This is a genomic window from Leifsonia stereocauli, assembly GCF_038432415.1.
In the GTDB taxonomy this organism is placed as follows: Bacteria; Actinomycetota; Actinomycetes; order Actinomycetales; family Microbacteriaceae; genus Orlajensenia; species Orlajensenia stereocauli.
This window is the reverse complement of record NZ_JBCAUN010000002.1, coordinates 61,407-77,153: the sequence shown is the minus strand read 5'-3', so window position 1 is coordinate 77,153 and position 15,747 is coordinate 61,407. Positions and strand designations below refer to the sequence as shown.

The window sequence follows — 15,747 nt, the reverse complement described above, 5'->3', positions numbered from 1 at the left end:
CAGCGTGAGTGAGGACGTGCCGGCAGTCGAGCCGGCCACTGCGACGCGTCGTCGTGGCCGGCTCGTCTGGCTGATCGTCGGTGTCGTGCTCGTCGCGGTGGTCGGCGCAGTCGTCTGGGTCGGCGTCCGTGGCTGGCTGGCCAAGGGCGAGCTCGAGGCTGCTGCGGCGACGGCCGAGAAGCTGCAGGCCGATATCGTCGCAGGCGACACCGCTGCGGCCGGTGACGGTGCTGACAAGCTCGTCGGCCACACCCATCAGGCGGCCGCACTCACGGGCGACCCCGTCTGGGCGCTCGCGGAGATCGTGCCCGTCGTCGGGCCGAACCTGAGCGCGGTCAGGGTGCTGTCGACCCAGCTCGACGCTGCCGCCAGCGGAGCCATCAGGCCGCTGACGGGCCTGGCGCAGTCGGTCTTCGCCGAGTCCTTCCGACCCGTCGACGGACGCATCGATGTCGAGCCTCTCGTCGCCGCACGCCCGGCCGCCCATTCCGCGCGCGCAGTGCTCACGGATGCCGCGGCAGCCGTGGACGCCATCGACGACGACGGCCTCATCGGCCCCGTCGCCGCCGCGAAGACGTCCCTCGCCACGGCCCTGGGCCAGGCAGCCGGCCTCAGCGCGACTCTCGATGATGCGCTGGTGATCGCCCCCGTCATGCTGGGTGCCGACGGCCCGCGCAACTACCTGGTGCTGTTCCAGAACAATGCGGAGCTCCGCACGGCCGGCGGCATCCCCGGAGCCTTCGCCCTCGTGCACGCGGAGGACGGGTTGCTCCAGTTGGTCAAGCAGGCGAGCACCGCGGACTTCTCGGCGAACGACGGACCTGCGCTTCCCGCGCCCGCCGCGATGGCCGCAGTGTTCGGTGACGGCATGAGCAGCCACATCCAGGACGTCACGATGACGCCCGACTTCACGGTGAGCGCCTCCCTCGCCTCCGCCATGTGGGAGCGGAGGTTCGGCGGCACTGTCGATGGCGTGATCGCCGTCGATCCCGTAGCCCTCAGCTATCTGCTGGGGGCGACGGGGCCGGTGACCCTCGCCGACGGATCCAAGCTCACCAAGGAGAACGCGGTGAAGTCTCTGCTCGTCGACGTGTACACGCGCTTCCCCGAGGGTGCCGCCCAGGACGCGTTCTTCGCGGAGTCCGCCGCAGCTGCCTTCACGGCAATCACAGGAGGCGCCGCGGACCCGAAGGCCCTGGTGTCGGCTCTCACCCGCGCCGGCGAAGAGAACCGCGTCTCTCTCTGGAGCAGCGACGAATCCGTGCAGAGCGTGCTCGCCGGAACCACCCTCGCCGGTCTCGACGCCGCCCAGAAGGAGCTGGGCCCGGAGGCCTACGGCGTCTATCTCAACGACGCCACCGGCGCGAAGATGGACCCGTATCTCGACGTCGCGATGGCCGTGGGGGCGGTGCCGCGCGATGACGGGCGGTCCGACGTCACGGTCACCGTGACCCTGACCAGCACGGCCGCTGCGGATGCCGCGACGAGCTATCCGGGCGTGGTCGCCGGAACCGGCTTCTACGGGGTCGCGCCTGGACTGATCGCGACCAACGTGACGGTCTTCGCTCCTGCCGGCGCCTTCGATGCCGGAGTGGAACGCGACGGCGACAGGGTCGAGTACGCCCCGGCCGTCGTCGACGACAGGGCGGTGAGTTCTCTGGGCGTCACGTTGGCTCCGGGCGAGAAGACGGAACTGGCCTTCCACTACACCTCGGCCGAGAAGGGCCAGTCGGAACCGACTCTGCTCCACACGCCGCTGATGAAGAACATCACCGTCGGCTCCCTCTGATTCCACGATTCCCTCGCGATCACCTCCGCCGTCGGCATCCGCGGCCTGTGCAGGGCACCACACGGTAGACCGAGAGTGGGTGCGGCGAGTGGCAGGATGGAGGAGTGGGTGACCTCCAGCTGGGCTACGCGGCGATGCTCGAGCAGTTCGCGCCCGCGGAGGCCGTCGCGCTGGCGGCCTTCGCCGAGCAGCACGGCTTCCGCGGTGTCATGGCCGACGACCACTTCCAGCCGTGGGTGCCCCAGCAGGGCCAGGCCGGTTTCGTGTGGAATGTGCTCACAGCCGTCGCCGAGCGCACGAAGGGCGACATCGGCCCCGGCGTGACCGCGCCGACCTACCGCTGGCATCCCGCGATCGTGGCCCAGGCGTCAGCCACTCTCGCGTCGATGTACCCGGGCCGGCACTGGCTGGGCATCGGATCGGGCGAGGCGCTGAACGAGCACATCGTCGGCGCCTACTGGCCGGAGCCGGCAGAGCGCATCAACCGCATGTTCGAGGCCATCGAGGTGATCTCGAAGCTGTTCACGGCTTCCATCGCGGGCCGGGACGTCAAGCACTCCGGACCTCACTTCACGCTCGAGTCGACGCGGTTGTGGACGATGCCGCCGGTCGCCCCCGAGATCCTGGTCGCCACCAGCGGTCCGCTGACAGCGCGGCGTGCCGGTCGCGTCGCCGACGGGCTCATCACCGTCGCTGCGCCGCTGGAGCGCATCGCGGGACTCTTCGATCGTTTCGCCCTCGGCGCGCGCGATGCGGGCAAGGACGCCGCCACGATGCCCAAGGTGCTGCAGCTGCACCTGTCGTGGGCGCCGACCGACGAGGAGGCGATGCGCAATGCGCTCGTCGAGTGGCCCAACGGCGGCATGAGGTTCCCCAAGAGCGACATCCGTTCGCCATTCGAGTTCGAACAGGTCGCTCGAATGGTCCGGCCTGAGGACTTCGAGGGCAGAATGGTGATCTCGAGTGATACCGATGTACACCGCGCGTCGATCCAGAAGTACGCCGACCTGGGCTTCGACCGCATCTACCTGCACAACGTGGGCCGCAACCAGCGGGAGTGGATCGAGGTCTTCGGCCGCGATGTACTCCCCGCCGTCAGGAGGTAACGATGTATTCCGTCAGTGTGATCGACGACATCCCCGAGGTGCGTCCCGGCGACGACCTCGTCGAGCTGATCGGCTCCCGCGCAGAACTCGCAGACGGCGACATCGTGGTCGTCACCTCGAAGATCGTCTCCAAGTCCGAGGGGCGATTCGTTGCGGCGGATGATCGCGAGCAGGCCATCTCGGATGAGACGGTTCGCGTCGTCGCGACACGCACCACGGCCGATGGTCGCACGACGCGCATCGTCGAGAACCGCCTCGGCATCGTGTCTGCAGCGGCCGGCGTCGATGCCTCCAACACTCCCGATGGCACCGTGCTGCTGCTGCCGGTCGATCCCGACGGATCCGCACGCTCCATCTGCGTCGGCCTGCGGGAGTTGAGCGGCGTATCCGTCGGCGTCATCATCTCCGACACCCTCGGGCGGGCATGGCGACAGGGGCAGCTCGACGTCGCGATCGGCGCGGCGGGCGTGCACGTTTTCGACGACCTGCGCGGCACTCTAGACAACAGTGGCAAGCCGATGGTCGTGACGCAGCCCTGTGTCGCCGACGAGATCGCCTCGGCCGGCGACCTGGTCAAGGGGAAGACCGGCGGGACCCCTGTGGCGATCGTGCGCGGTCTCGGTCGCTTCGTCGGCGACCTGGACCTGCCGGGCGCCGCCACGATCGTGCGTCCCGTCGATCAGGATCTGTTCCGGACCGGCAGCGAGGAGGCCTACGGGGACGGCTACCGTGACGGCTTCTCCGAAGGCCAGCAGGAGGCCGTCGGCCTGTGAACCTCGTCGCGATGCATCACAGTCCGACATCTCGCACCACGAAAGGCACGACCGCATGACGCTCACCCTGGGATACAAGGCATCGGCCGAGCAGTTCGCGCCACGGGAGCTGGTCGAGATCGCCGTGGCCGCAGAGGCGCACGGCTTCGAGTCGGCGTTCGCGAGCGACCACTTCCAGCCCTGGCGCCATGAGGGCGGGCACGCTCCGTTCTCCCTGGCCTGGATGGCCGCGGTGGGGGAGCGCACATCCACCCTGCGCATCGGTACGAGCGTGATGACGCCGACCTTCCGCTACAACCCCGCCGTGCTGGCGCAGGCGTTCGCGACCCTGGGCTGCCTCTACCCCGGCCGCATCATCGCCGGCTTCGGAACCGGAGAGGCGCTCAACGAGATCGCGACGGGCTTCCGCGGCGCAGGGGAGCAGGACTGGCCGGAGTTCAAGGAGCGCTTCGGGAGGCTGCGCGAGTCGGTCCGGCTCATGCGCGCCCTGTGGAGCCAGGACCGCGTCGACTTCGAGGGCGAGTACTACTCCACGCACGGCGCCTCCATCTACGACCGGCCCGATGGCGGCATCCCGGTGTACATCGCCGCGGGCGGCCCGACCGTCGCGAAGTACGCGGGGCGCGCTGGGGACGGCTTCATCTGCACCTCCGGCAAGGGCTGGGACCTGTACACCGAGAAGCTCGTGCCTGCCGTGAAGGAGGGCGCCGAAGCCGGTGACCGCTCCTACGACGAGATCGACCGCATGATCGAGATCAAGCTCTCCTATGAGGAGACCGAGGAGGCCGCGCTCGAGAACACCCGCTTCTGGGCGCCGCTGGCCCTCAGTGCGGAGCAGAAGTCGAGCATTCACGATCCGATCGAGATGGAGAAGGCGGCGGATGCCCTGCCCATCGAGAAGATCGCCTCACGCTGGATCGTGGGCAGCGACCCCGACGTCGTGACCGCCGAGATCGCGAGGTACGTCGACGCCGGCTTCAACCACCTCGTCTTCCACGCCCCCGGCGAGGACCAGCGGCGCTTCCTCGGCCTCTTCGAACGCGACCTGGCCCCCCGCCTGCGCGCCCTCCCGTGACGGTCGGCTGGTCTGTCGTCGTGCCGGTCAAGGGCACGATCGACGCCAAGAGCCGCCTGGGCGATGACCTCTCGGCCAGAGAGAGGTCATCGCTGGGTCTGGCCTTCGCCCACGACACCGTCGAGGCGGCCGCGGGGAGCGCACGGGTCGCGCGCGTCTACGTCGTGACCGATGCGGATGCCGAGTGGCCGGCGGTGGTCTTCGTGGTGCCCGAGGGTGAACGCCACGGACTGAACGCGGCGATCGTGCGGGGCATCCATGCTGCCGAGAGTTCACTGGATTCGTCTGCGCCGGGCGCCGGAATCACCGTGCTCCTCGGCGACCTGCCCGCCCTGCGCAGCGAGGACCTCGATGCGGCTCTCATGTCGGCCGAGGAGGTAGACCGCGGGTTCGTTCCGGATGCCGAGGGCACGGGAACGACTGTGCTCACGGCGCGTGCCGGCGTGTCGTTGGAGCCGCGGTTCGGCGCCGGCTCGGCCGCAGCGCACGCCGCGCTCGGACACGTCCGGTTGGATGCGGGAACGTCTCTGCGCCGAGATGTCGACGTGCCGGCCGCACTGGAGGAAGCCGTGAGACTGGGAGTCGGCGAGCGCACCCGCGCCGCCCTGGAACTCAGGCTCCGCGGTTGAGTACGGGACCCCACAGACGGGCTATCGCCGGTCCCGCATCCGAGTTGGATGCCAGGACGGCCGTGGTGATGCCGTCGTCCTGATAGTCGTCGGTGGGTGGGAGGGGGATCGGACCCATGCGCAGCACGACCGGGCCGTTCGATGGATCGAACAGGCCGACGATCTCATCCGGGTAGCTGGCCGCAGCCGTCCCGATGTCCGAGCCGACAGCAAACCCTCCGACGGTGGAGATGCGGATGCCGCGCACCACAGCGGCGGTCGCCTCGACGGTGTTCTGCGGGTGGTAGTCGATAGTGCTGGGAACGGTTTCGGTGATCAGCGTGAAGCCACCCCAGTCACGTTCAGCCCTGTCCGTCAGGTGCCCGCTCGCCGCGTGGAAGGTCTCGACCGGGGCTCCGCCGAAGACCGTGGTGAGCCCATCGATGATCTGCTGCGGCTCTTGGTAGTAGTCGTAGGAACTCAGGGTGGTGCCGTCCTCCGCGAACACGGTGATCGCCTCGGCGGTGAACGCGATCAGAGCGGCAGCGAGTTCGGTGGCAGCTGTCGGTTCGGGCGCCGGTGCCGGTGTCGCCGACGCCGCAGCAGTCGGCGTGCGATCAGCGACGGGCTCTGAGCTCGACGGCGATGGGGCGCACCCGGCGAGGGTGAGAGCGGCGATGATGCTGAGCAGCGCAGCCCCGCGACCCCGGAACGGTTTCATGCCGCGATGCTATCGGCTCGGTGCCGGGCACGACATCTCGTTTCCGTAACCGATCGGGGCTTACGGTGGACTGATGGAGATCGTGCGATGAGAGTTCGGAGAGCGGGAACGCTTGCAGGCATCGGAATCGGTGCCGGATTCGGGATCGCACTCTGGGTGGCCTGGCTCAGGGGCCGGCGGGAGCATTGGCGCGGAACGCTCTCGGGCACGATCCCCGTGAACTCGGCTTACTGGCGGGACCTCGGATCCAAGCCCGGCGAGATCCTCTACGCCGCGATCGGCGACTCGGCGGCTCAGGGCATCGGCGCCAGCCGCCCGGCGCACAGCTACGTCGGCTTCCTCGCCCGCGAGCTGCGCAACCACACCACCCGCGCGGTGCGCGTGGCCAACCTCAGCGTCTCGGGCGGCACCGTGCGCACGGCCATCGACATCGAGCTTCCGCTGCTCACCGCGCTCGGTGCCCAGCCCGACATCCTCACGGTGTGCATCGGGGCGAACGACATCGCCGATTTCGATCCCGAGCGCTTCGACAGCGACATCCGCGAACTGTTCGCGGCCCTGCCTCCTCACGCCATCGTCGCCGACCTGCCGAGCTTCTACTTCCTCCCGGGCGAGAAGAAGGTGCTGGTGGCCAACAGATTGCTGCGGGCGGCGGCAGCCGACGTCGGCCTCGAGGTCGTCGAGCTGCACGCGATCACCAGACGGCAGGGGCTGTGGGGCGTCTCCACCCAGTTCGCCGGCGACCTGTTCCACCCCAACGATCGCGGCTACGCACTGTGGGCGCGAGCGTTCACGCCGGCGGTCGACCGGCGGCTGGACGAAGTGCTGACGAGGCTCGGCTGACGGACCCCGGCGTCGCTGGGGGTTTGGTGGGGAACCGCCGATCCAGGCCGCAGCAGACGTACGCTGGGACCATGCAGAGGCGTTGGGCGATGTGGCTTCCCGCGGTGGTCGTTCCCGTGGTGATCGGAGTGGGCGTGCTCGCCGTGCCGCTGACAGCCGGTGCCGCCGTCGACCTGCCCGACAAGACTCCGGCCGAGGTGCTCGAACTCGCGCAGACCGCCGATGTGTCGGCCTTCTCGGGCACGATCGAGCAGAACTCCGACCTGGGCCTGCCCGACCTCTCATCGCTCGGCAGTATCGGCGGCGCCGGTTCCGTCGGCGGCTCTGCTGGCACCGCGGCATCCGGCACCGATATCTCCAGCGCCCTCGAACTCCTCACCGGATCGCACACGGCCCGTGTCTTCGTCGACGGAACCGATGCCCGCCTCCAGGTCATGGACTCCCTGGCCGAACGCGATGTCGTGGCCACGCCCGACGGCGTCTGGATCTACGACTCCGAAGACGCGTCGGCCACGCACATCACGGCTCCCGCCGACGGCGACTCCGATGCGAAGAAGGCTCCGGATGCCGCCGACATCCCGACACCGAGTGCCGTCGCGACCGAGCTGCTCACGAAGCTCGACCCGAGCACCGAGGTGAGCGTCGGCACCGACGCATCAGTCGCAGGCCGCACGGTCTACGAGCTCATCCTCACCCCGCGGGCGTCGGACACGCTGGTCGGGTCCGTCTCGATCGACGTCGATTCCGCAACAGGCCTCCCGCTCGGCGTCGCCGTCCTGGCAGCAGGCTCGGACGTACCCGCGTTCTCGCTGGCGTTCTCGCAGCTATCGCTCGATGCTCCGGATGCCGCCCTGTTCGACTTCGCGCCCCCAGCAGGCACCACTGTGACGGAGCAGGCGCTGCCGGATGCCGAGAGGTTCGCGGATCACGGCGACGTCGCCACTCCTGAGCACGACGGACCGGAGCCCACGGTCATCGGGACCGGCTGGTCGTCGATCGTCGAGATCGCGGCATCCGAGGTTCCGGCCGAACTGGCCGACTCGCCCCTGCTCGATACCGCAGCGGAAGCCGTCGACGGCGGTCGGGTCATCTCCACCACACTGCTCAGCGTTCTGTTCACCGATGACGGACGCATCCTCGCCGGGGCCGTCTCGCCCGCTGCGCTGGAGGATGCCGCTGCCGGGCGGTGAGTCCTCCGATCTCGCGATCGAGACTCACGACCTGACCAAGCGCTTCGGCCGCCAGACGGCCGTCGCCGGCATCGACCTCGCCGTTCCGCGCGGCTCGGTGTTCGGCTTCCTCGGGCCGAACGGTTCGGGCAAGACCACCAGCATCCGGATGATGCTCGGTCTCGTCAGCCCGAGCAGCGGATCGGTGCGCCTGCTCGGCGAGGAGATGCCGCGCCGCCTCAGCGAGGTTCTGCCGCGGGTCGGCGCCCTCGTCGAAGGGCCGGCGTTCTCGCCGTTCCTGTCTGGCGCGGCAAACCTGCGGCGCTTCGACTCAGCCGATCCGCTCGCTCCATCCCGCACCCGCGGTGAGCGTGTCGAGGCGGCTCTGGAACGCGTCGGACTCGGCCACGCCGCCACCAAGAAGGTGCAGGCGTACTCCCTCGGCATGAAGCAGCGGCTGGGCCTGGCCAACACCCTGCTCATGCCGCGCGACCTTCTCGTGCTCGACGAGCCCACCAACGGTCTCGACCCCCAAGGCACCCGCGAGGTGCGTGCCCTCATCCGCTCGCTCGCCGACAGCGGCACCACGGTGTTCGTCTCGAGTCACCTGCTCGCCGAGATCGAGCAGATCTGCACCCACGTGGGCGTCATGAGCGCCGGAGCGCTGGTCGCGACGGGCACCCTCGACGAGCTGCGACAGGTCGGGGCGGCCCGCGTGGTCCTTCAGACTCCGGATGCCGCGGATGCGCGGCGCGTGCTGTCGGGGCTCGGCCTCGCGTTGCTCGACCAGACCGACCCCGACCACGTCGCGGCATCCGTCCTCGAGGGAGTCGGTGGCGCCGGCGTCAGGCCTGAAGCCATCGTGGCCGCCCTCGTCGAGGCCGGGGTGCGCGTGCGCGGCTTCGCCGTGGAGCAGCCCAGCCTCGAGGATCGCTTCGTCGCTCTCACCGGAGAGGGGTTCGACGTTGTTCAGTAGCCTCCTGCTCTCGGAACTGCGCATCCTGTTCTCGCGTCGGCGCACACTGGCGCTGCTCGTCGCATTGGCGGCCATCCCGATCCTCATCGCCGTCGCCATCCGGCTGGCGTCGTCACCCGGAACCGGTCGTGGCCCCGCCTTCCTCGACCAGGTCACCCAGAACGGCCTCTTCGTCGGGGTCTCGGCGCTCGTCGTGGCCATCCCGCTGTTCCTGCCGCTCACCGTCGGCGTCGTCGCCGGCGACACCATCGCGGGCGAGGCCAGCCACGGCACCCTGCGCTACCTGCTCGTCGCCCCGGCAGGCCGCGCCCGGCTGCTCGTGGTGAAGTACCTCGGGGCCGCTGCATTCTGCATCGCGGCCGCTCTCACCGTCGTCATCGCCGGCACCCTCATCGGTGCGGCGCTGTTCCCCGTCGGCCCGGTCACCGTGCTCTCGGGCACCACCATCGACGTCGGCGAGGCGCTCCTGCGCTTCCTCGCCATCGCCGCTTACGTCGCCGTCTCGCTCCTCGGGCTCTCGGCGATCGGCCTGTTCTTCTCCACCCTCACGAACGTGCCCGTCGGAGCCATGGCGGCCACCATCTCGTTCTCGGTGGCGTCGCAGATCCTCGACGCGCTGCCGCAGACCGAATGGCTGCATCCGTGGCTCTTCAGCCACTACTGGTTCTCGTTCGCCGACATCCTGCGCGACCCCGTCTCGTGGGCATCGTTCGGCGACAACGCCCTACTGCAGGCCGGCTACATCGCGGTGTTCGGAGCTCTCGCGTTCGGGCGGTTCCTCACGAAGGACGTGCTGGCCTGACGTACGCCCCACCGGCTCTTTCGTCAGCGATGCGGAAGGGCCTCGGGTGGGCAGTTCCACAACCTGATCACGTGGTGGGCGTGCTCGAACGCGAGCTCGCTCATGGTGCCTGTCGACAGCGAGAAGACTGCGCCGTCCTGCGGCCGCAACCCGAGCCAGGCGGCAGCGATGGCTCGGAGCATGTGGCCGTGGGCGACGAGCAGAACGTCGCCACCGGCGTCGAGAACGGCGTCGCACCGTGCGATGACGGCCAGGGCGCGCTTCTGCACGTCGACCGCGGTCTCGCCGGGGGTGTCGCCGGGCGGAACACCGTCGGTCCAGAGATTCCAGTCGTGACCGAGGTCGGCCACGATCTGGGCGCTGGTCACACCCTCGTAGGCGCCGTAGTCCCACTCCACCAGGTTCGGATCGATCTGCATCTGGTCGCCGTAGCCGGCCAGCCGCGTCGTGTCCCGAGCGCGTTGCAACGGGCTCGAGATGACGAGGTCGAAATGCTGACCGTCGAGGGCCCGACCGAGGGTGCGTGCCTGCTCCTCACCGAGCGCCGTCAGCGGAAGGTCGGTCTTCCCGGTGTGGTGCCCGGTGCGGCTCCAGGCCGTCTCCCCGTGCCTGGCCATGATGAGACGGGGCGTGGTCGGAACGTCGTGGGAGTCGTCGGGGTCGGAGTACTCGGAGGGGATCACCCTCCCGAGTGTCGCACGTCTGCCAGCGCGAGTGCGGCCGCGGCGATCGCGCCGGTCTCCTCGACCGAGTTGAACCAGAGCGGTCGTGCGATCGAACGGATTCCGCCGGCCTCGAGTACCGCGACGGCGTCGGCGTCGACCTCGTCGACCAACCAGGCGTCGATGAGCCCGCCGTCCCTGCGGGAGCCGTAGTGCTCCGCCACGGCGAGGGCACTGGTCTCGACGCCGATCGCGCTGAGGCAGGCGTCGGCCATGCCCCGGACGACGCCTCCGCCGATGATGGGCGAGACGCCGACGACCGGGGCGGGGGTCGAGCGCACGGCATCCGCGATGCCGGGGATGCCGAGGACGGTCCCGATCGAGACGACGGGGTTGGATGGAGCCAACATCACGACATCGGCGTCAGCGATCGCCTCGAGCACTCCGGGTGCCGGTCGGGAGGTAGCCACATTCCGCTGGGTGAATGCGAGCGCCGGACGCGAGGCGTGCAGCCGTACCCACCATTCCTCGAAGTGCATGTCCTCGGCAACTGAGGCCTCCTCGCCATCGGCGGCGACGGTCACGATGGTCTCGACCTCGTCATCCGTAGCCGGAAGCAGGGTCACTCCCAGGTTCCAGCGGGCGGAGAGACGCGCCGTCGCCTCGCTGAGGGGAAGACCTTCGCGCAGCCAGGCCGAGCGGGCTATGTGCGTGCCCAGGTCGAGGTCGCCGAGGGTGAACCACGGCCAGCCGACTCCGTAGGCCGTGAGTTCGGCGCTCACCCTCTCGCTCTCGCCCTTCCGGCCCCATCCGCGCTCGTCATCGTTGGCGCCGCCGAGCGTGTACATGATCGAGTCGAGGTCGGGGCAGACGCGCAAGCCGGCGAGCCAGAGGTCGTCACCGGTGTTCGCGACGACGGTGACCGACGCCGAAGGGTCGGCGGTGCGCAGGTGGGCGAGCAGGCCGCGCGTGAAGCGCGCCCCGCCGACACCGCCGGCGAGGATGGTGATCTTCGTCACAGGGAGGACTCCAGGTCGAGGGTGGGAGAGGATTCCGCGGCGGCAGGACTCTTCTCGGCGAAGGCCAGGAGCGGTCGTCCGGTGAGCGGATGCCGCAGCACGGCGGCGCGCACACCGTAGACGGCGAGCACCAGCTCTGGGGTGAGCACTTCGGCCGGGTCCCCGGCCGCGACGACCCGGCCGTCGGCCAACACGATCACGTGGTCGGCGTGGGCGGCCGCGTGGCCCAGGTCGTGCAGGGCGGCGAGCACCGTCAGGCCGCCGCGAGCGAGCTCGCCCAGCAGCGACAACGCCGCGAGCTGCGACCTGATGTCGAGGTGGTTGGTGGGCTCGTCGGCGAGCAGCAGCGACGGCTGCTGGGCGAGCGCGCGGGCCAGAGTGACGCGCTGACGCTCGCCTCCCGAGAGGGTGTGGAAGCGGCGCGCGGTGAGGTCGGCGGCGCCGACGGCGGTGAGGGCGTCGCGCACGACGGCGGCATCAGTCGCCGAGGCGCTCGCGAAGGCGCCGAGATGCGGAGTGCGCCCGAGCATCACGACATCGACCACGCTGAGGTCCAGCTCGGTGTCGGTCTGCTGTTCGGCGACGGCGACAGTGCGCGCCCGCTCGCGCCGCGGCATGGTCGAGAGAGCGGCCCCATCGAACACGACGCTGCCGGATGCCGTTCGCTCGATGGAGGCGATGAGGTGCAGCAGCGTCGACTTTCCGGCACCGTTCGGTCCGACGAGGGCGCCGAACGCTCCACGCGGCAGGGTGACGTCGACTCCGTCGATGATGAGGCGCCCCGCACGGGAGAAGGCGACGCGGTCGAGGGAGAGACCGGAAGTCGGCCGGGCGGACCCGGCTCGGGCGGACTTGGGCCGTGCGGCATCCGTCATGAGATCCTCCGGCTGCGCAGGATGAGAACGGCGAACACGGGCCCGCCGACGAGGGCGGTGATGATGCCGACGGGCAGCTCGCGCGGGTCGAACAGGGTGCGGGCGGCCGTGTCGGCCCAGATGAGGAAGATCGCACCGGCGAGGGCCGAGAGGGGAAGCAGCGCTCGGTGTCCCGGACCCGTGAGCAGGCGAACCGCGTGGGGGAGTACGAGTCCGATGAAGCCGATGGAGCCGCTGACCGAGACCATCGCGCCCGTGAGCAGGGCGGTGCCGCCGAGCAGCAGCCAGCGGGTGCGGTCGACGTTCACGCCGAGGGCCGCCGCCGACGCATCGCCGAATGCGAAGGCATCGAGGGTGCGGGCGCTGGCGAGAAGAGGCACGCCGACGAGCACCAGGGCGCCGACCGAGATGGCGACGGCCGGCCACTCGGCGCCCGCGAGCGACCCGAGCAGCCAGTTGAGAATCTCGCGGTAGCTGTCGCCGGTGGCGCTCCAGAAGATGATGAGGCTGGTGATGGCGCCGAAGACGCTCGAGACGGCGAGCCCGGCAAGGACCGTGCGGGTCGGGGTGATGCGTCCGGCAGCGCCGGCGAGCACCAGGGTGAAGCCGAGTGCGACCAGGGCGCCGGCGAACGCCGCGAACGGCAGGGCGAGGCTCACGCCGAGCACGAGGACGATGACGGCGCCGACGGATGCTCCCGACGAGAGTCCCAGCAGGTACGGGTCGGCCAGCGGATTGCGCGTGACCGCCTGCATGATCGCGCCGGCCAAGGCGAGGCCGGCCCCGACGGCGGCTGCGGTCAGCACTCGTGGCATCCGGAGCTGCCAGACGATGCCGTCGCGCAGCGGTGACAGGGTCGGCTCGCCGAATCCGAGGTGGGCCAGGATGCTCGCCCACACGTCGCCGGCGGTGAGGCCGGCCGGTCCGATGGTGACGGCCGCCACGATCGAGGCGATGAGGAGCACGCTCAGGATGGCCGCCCAGACGGCAGCGGGCACCGGGCGTGAGGTCTTCCCGACCTCCGCCTCCCGTACCTCCCGCACGGTCGTCATGCCTGCTCCGTCATCAGAGGCCCAGCTTCTCCAGCTGGTCGGTGATGCTCGTGACGGCGTCGACGTTGCGCACGCCGGCCTCGCCGGCGGGGAACGGCACCGTCACGTAGTGCTTCTGCTTCACGGCGGTGAGCTCGGCCGTGGCGGGGTTCGCCTCGAGGGTCGCGATCTTCGAGGCCGCCGTGTTCCAGGTGGCGTCGATGAGCACGATCACGTCGGGATCGTCGGCCACGATCGACTCCCAGCCGAGCGCCGACCAGGTGTCGTGCACGTCGGCTGCGATGTTCGTGAGGCCGGCGGCCTCCATCATCATCTGGGGCGCGCCGATGCCGGCGCCGACGTAGGGCGTGTCCGTGCCCGAGCTGTACCAGAGGGCGGTGAGGCCGGACTCGTTCTTCGTGACGGCAGCGAGTTCCTTCTCCTGTTCGGCCACGAGTTCGGCGGCACGATCGGAGACGTCGAAGATGGCCCCGACCTCCTCGATCTCGGAGAAGACGTCGTCGAAGGTGAGGGGATCGGGCTTGTAGGCCTCCTCCTTACACGCCGACGGAGCCACGTAGCTGTTGACTCCGAGACCGGCGAGGGTGGCGCGGTCGCCGGCGCCCTCAGCCGTGAGGTTCGACTCCCAGCCCGCGTAGACGAGGTCGGGTTCGAGGGCGAGGGTCGCCTCCTGGCCTGGCACGAAGTCGGAGATCGACGTGATGGCGGCTGCGGCATCGGACTGGTCATCGGGCACGGGTCCGTCGGTGAAGGCCGAGCCGACGACGTGATCGCCGAGGCCGAGTGCCAGCAGGGTCTCGAGGGTCGTCGATTTGATGGTCACGACCTTCTGGGGAGCCTGCGTGAACGTCACTTCGGTCCCGCAGTTGTCGACCGTGATCGGGTAACCGGTCGATGCGGTGTCAGCTCCGCTGCCGCTTGCGGCCGCGGTCGAGGCGGGCTCGGGAGTGGCCGCGCATCCTGCGAGCAGGGCGGCGGATGCCGCGAGGGTGACGAGGGGAACGACGGATCGACGGATGGTGGCCTCCGGAGGGTGCAGCGACAGGACGAGGGATCGTACCCGGACGGTCGCGCGCATTCGACGCGATCCCGGGCGACCTGCGGCTCAAGTCCAAGCCGGCGCATCCGGTCAAAGCCAACCGGTGGTCTGTTCTCGAGTCTAGCGGCCCGGCCGATCGAGCAGGCCGGGAGAATGGCGAGCGGCAGGGTGCCCTGACCCGCACAGGCGGTGCGCGGCGCGCCCACGACTGGGGCGCGCGGATACAGCGCCGACCCTTCTACCCTTGAACTCGATGACGGCTGTCTGAGATGCCGGCACGCGAGGGGCGGCTCATGGCGGAGTTCGAGGTGTGCGAACTGCTGTGCGTCGGTGTCGACGATTCGGCACTCGACGTCGTGCGCGAGCACCTGCGCAGGCTGGGGCATCCGTCGCTCGTGCACTACGACGTGGAGGCGCGCACCGTGGAGGCCCGCATCCTGGCGGCAGTCGGCGGCTCGGCCCTGGTCGTCGTGCCGCGGGGCGAGCGCGGATTCGCGCTCGAGGAATCCGCATCGAGATCCGGCTTCCAATCGCTCAGCGATCGCCTCCGCGCGCGCGTGATCGTCGACCGCAATCGCACCGGCTACGTCCTCGGCGAGCAGTTCGACTTCCCGTTCGGGTCTTTCGCACCTCCTCGCGCGGCCTGGTTCTCGGCTGCGCCCCGCCAGGGCGAGGCCGCGCTCGTCGCGAGATCCGTCGGCTTCCCGGTCATCGCGGCACCGCTGGACGGCGGCGAGATCCTCGTGGCGCCGCACGATCCCGGGATGCTCCTCCTGGCGTGGCACGCGATGCCCTCGCGCGCCGTGCTCCTCTGGACGAACGGCGTGCACGGCGGGTTCGGCGTGCACGATGCCGCCGGCCGCATCGTGCACAGGTGGGGCGAGCACTGGTGGTGGGTCGATCCGAGCGACGGCTCGGTGACGGATGCCGCAGGCCGCATCGTGCGCGACACCCTGCTCGAGATCGCCGACCCACCGCCCGACTTCGCCCGCATCGTCGCCGCTTTCGGCTTGGACGGCACCGGTGCCCAGCGGCTGCGTCCCTTCATCGATCCGCCGGTGTTCTCGACCGCCACCCTCGAGGGGTTCGCTGCGGCGGTCGGCCTGCCGAGGGAGCTCGCGGCGGTGGTCGGAGGCGGAGCACTGGCCCATCGTGTGCCCGGTGCCCGCGAGGTGCAGCCGGCCTCGTGGCTGGCGGCGCTGTTCGGGCGGCTGTCAGCGGTGCGCTGAGGGCGCCGA

General features: G+C 70.0%; 16 protein-coding genes. 10 read left to right on the top strand and 6 right to left on the bottom strand.

Annotated features, from left to right (window positions below; genetic code table 11):
• Nucleotides 1–4 precede the first annotated feature (4 nt).
• The 5 genes from AADV74_RS09225 to cofC all read left to right on the top strand — a co-directional run bounded on the left by AADV74_RS09225 (nucleotide 5) and on the right by cofC (nucleotide 5,372).
• On the top strand, nucleotides 5–1,789 hold the full coding sequence (locus AADV74_RS09225) for a DUF4012 domain-containing protein (RefSeq protein WP_342113294.1): 1,785 nt from the start codon (nucleotides 5–7) through the stop codon (nucleotides 1,787–1,789).
• A 134-nt stretch (nucleotides 1,790–1,923) separates the two neighbouring features.
• The gene (locus tag AADV74_RS09220; protein WP_342115132.1) at nucleotides 1,924–2,895 is read left to right on the top strand and encodes a TIGR03557 family F420-dependent LLM class oxidoreductase; all 972 of its coding nucleotides are present in this window, start codon (nucleotides 1,924–1,926) and stop codon (nucleotides 2,893–2,895) included.
• A 2-nt stretch (nucleotides 2,896–2,897) separates the two neighbouring features.
• Complete coding sequence (gene cofE / locus AADV74_RS09215; protein WP_342113292.1) at nucleotides 2,898–3,668, top strand: coenzyme F420-0:L-glutamate ligase; 771 nt, start codon at nucleotides 2,898–2,900, stop codon at nucleotides 3,666–3,668.
• A 55-nt stretch (nucleotides 3,669–3,723) separates the two neighbouring features.
• Complete coding sequence (gene fgd / locus AADV74_RS09210) at nucleotides 3,724–4,743, top strand: glucose-6-phosphate dehydrogenase (coenzyme-F420) (protein ID WP_342113290.1); 1,020 nt, start codon at nucleotides 3,724–3,726, stop codon at nucleotides 4,741–4,743.
• On the top strand, nucleotides 4,740–5,372 hold the full coding sequence (gene cofC, locus AADV74_RS09205) for a 2-phospho-L-lactate guanylyltransferase (RefSeq protein ID WP_342113289.1): 633 nt from the start codon (nucleotides 4,740–4,742) through the stop codon (nucleotides 5,370–5,372). Before fgd ends, cofC begins: the two co-directional genes overlap by 4 nt.
• On the opposite strand, the gene AADV74_RS09200 is transcribed toward cofC, so the two are convergent.
• On the bottom strand, nucleotides 5,356–6,072 hold the full coding sequence (locus tag AADV74_RS09200) for a hypothetical protein (RefSeq protein WP_342113287.1): 717 nt from the start codon (nucleotides 6,070–6,072) through the stop codon (nucleotides 5,356–5,358). The two genes, cofC and AADV74_RS09200, sit on opposite strands and share 17 nt — an antisense overlap.
• Nucleotides 6,073–6,159: 87 nt before the next feature.
• Here AADV74_RS09200 and AADV74_RS09195 point away from each other — a divergent pair, with 87 nt between their 5' ends.
• From AADV74_RS09195 to AADV74_RS09180, 4 genes are all read left to right on the top strand, one after another.
• Nucleotides 6,160–6,915 carry an SGNH/GDSL hydrolase family protein gene (locus AADV74_RS09195; protein WP_342113285.1) on the top strand — a complete coding sequence of 252 codons (756 nt, stop codon included), beginning with the start codon at nucleotides 6,160–6,162 and terminating at the stop codon, nucleotides 6,913–6,915.
• Between the two features lie 71 nt (nucleotides 6,916–6,986).
• Nucleotides 6,987–8,105: a LolA family protein gene (locus AADV74_RS09190; protein WP_342113282.1), complete on the top strand. Its 1,119-nt coding sequence runs from the start codon at nucleotides 6,987–6,989 to the stop codon at nucleotides 8,103–8,105.
• The gene (locus AADV74_RS09185; RefSeq protein ID WP_342115130.1) at nucleotides 8,086–9,060 is read left to right on the top strand and encodes an ABC transporter ATP-binding protein; all 975 of its coding nucleotides are present in this window, start codon (nucleotides 8,086–8,088) and stop codon (nucleotides 9,058–9,060) included. Before AADV74_RS09190 ends, AADV74_RS09185 begins: the two co-directional genes overlap by 20 nt.
• On the top strand, nucleotides 9,050–9,862 hold the full coding sequence (locus AADV74_RS09180; RefSeq protein WP_342113280.1) for an ABC transporter permease: 813 nt from the start codon (nucleotides 9,050–9,052) through the stop codon (nucleotides 9,860–9,862). The genes AADV74_RS09185 and AADV74_RS09180 overlap by 11 nt, the downstream gene beginning before the upstream one ends.
• 23 nt (nucleotides 9,863–9,885) lie before the next feature.
• Here the strand turns inward: AADV74_RS09180 and AADV74_RS09175 are convergent, their stop codons facing one another.
• From AADV74_RS09175 to AADV74_RS09155, 5 genes are read right to left on the bottom strand one after another with little or no spacing between them, the layout of a single operon-like run.
• Nucleotides 9,886–10,545: a histidine phosphatase family protein gene (locus AADV74_RS09175; protein ID WP_342113278.1), complete on the bottom strand. Its 660-nt coding sequence runs from the start codon at nucleotides 10,543–10,545 to the stop codon at nucleotides 9,886–9,888.
• Nucleotides 10,542–11,543, bottom strand: coding sequence for a 2-phospho-L-lactate transferase (gene cofD / locus AADV74_RS09170; protein ID WP_342113277.1), 1,002 nt, complete (start codon nucleotides 11,541–11,543; stop codon nucleotides 10,542–10,544). Before cofD ends, AADV74_RS09175 begins: the two co-directional genes overlap by 4 nt.
• Nucleotides 11,540–12,418: an ABC transporter ATP-binding protein gene (locus tag AADV74_RS09165; RefSeq protein WP_342113275.1), complete on the bottom strand. Its 879-nt coding sequence runs from the start codon at nucleotides 12,416–12,418 to the stop codon at nucleotides 11,540–11,542. Before AADV74_RS09165 ends, cofD begins: the two co-directional genes overlap by 4 nt.
• Nucleotides 12,415–13,470, bottom strand: coding sequence for a putative F420-0 ABC transporter permease subunit (locus AADV74_RS09160; RefSeq protein ID WP_342113273.1), 1,056 nt, complete (start codon nucleotides 13,468–13,470; stop codon nucleotides 12,415–12,417). Before AADV74_RS09160 ends, AADV74_RS09165 begins: the two co-directional genes overlap by 4 nt.
• Nucleotides 13,471–13,483: 13 nt before the next feature.
• Complete coding sequence (locus tag AADV74_RS09155; protein ID WP_342113271.1) at nucleotides 13,484–14,548, bottom strand: putative F420-0 ABC transporter substrate-binding protein; 1,065 nt, start codon at nucleotides 14,546–14,548, stop codon at nucleotides 13,484–13,486.
• A 254-nt stretch (nucleotides 14,549–14,802) separates the two neighbouring features.
• Between AADV74_RS09155 and AADV74_RS09150 the strand changes: the two genes are divergently transcribed.
• The gene (locus AADV74_RS09150; protein WP_342113269.1) at nucleotides 14,803–15,738 is read left to right on the top strand and encodes a hypothetical protein; all 936 of its coding nucleotides are present in this window, start codon (nucleotides 14,803–14,805) and stop codon (nucleotides 15,736–15,738) included.
• The last annotated feature ends 9 nt before the right edge of the window (nucleotides 15,739–15,747 follow it).

Excerpts from the sequence above, each read along its gene's own strand:
- AADV74_RS09220 (WP_342115132.1), top strand. The coding sequence starts at position 1,924 with ATGCTCGAGCAGTTCGCGCCCGCGGAGGCCGTCGCGCTGGCGGCCTTC.
- AADV74_RS09195 (WP_342113285.1), top strand. The coding sequence starts at position 6,160 with ATGAGAGTTCGGAGAGCGGGAACGCTTGCAGGCATCGGAATCGGTGCC.
- AADV74_RS09165 (WP_342113275.1), bottom strand. The coding sequence starts at position 12,418 with ATGACGGATGCCGCACGGCCCAAGTCCGCCCGAGCCGGGTCCGCCCGG.
- AADV74_RS09200 (WP_342113287.1), bottom strand. The coding sequence starts at position 6,072 with ATGAAACCGTTCCGGGGTCGCGGGGCTGCGCTGCTCAGCATCATCGCC.
- AADV74_RS09155 (WP_342113271.1), bottom strand. The coding sequence starts at position 14,548 with ATGCGCGCGACCGTCCGGGTACGATCCCTCGTCCTGTCGCTGCACCCT.
- fgd (WP_342113290.1), top strand. The coding sequence starts at position 3,724 with ATGACGCTCACCCTGGGATACAAGGCATCGGCCGAGCAGTTCGCGCCA.
- AADV74_RS09160 (WP_342113273.1), bottom strand. The coding sequence starts at position 13,470 with ATGACGACCGTGCGGGAGGTACGGGAGGCGGAGGTCGGGAAGACCTCA.
- cofE (WP_342113292.1), top strand. The coding sequence starts at position 2,898 with ATGTATTCCGTCAGTGTGATCGACGACATCCCCGAGGTGCGTCCCGGC.
- AADV74_RS09150 (WP_342113269.1), top strand. The coding sequence starts at position 14,803 with ATGGCGGAGTTCGAGGTGTGCGAACTGCTGTGCGTCGGTGTCGACGAT.
- AADV74_RS09190 (WP_342113282.1), top strand. The coding sequence starts at position 6,987 with ATGCAGAGGCGTTGGGCGATGTGGCTTCCCGCGGTGGTCGTTCCCGTG.
- AADV74_RS09185 (WP_342115130.1), top strand. The coding sequence starts at position 8,086 with ATGCCGCTGCCGGGCGGTGAGTCCTCCGATCTCGCGATCGAGACTCAC.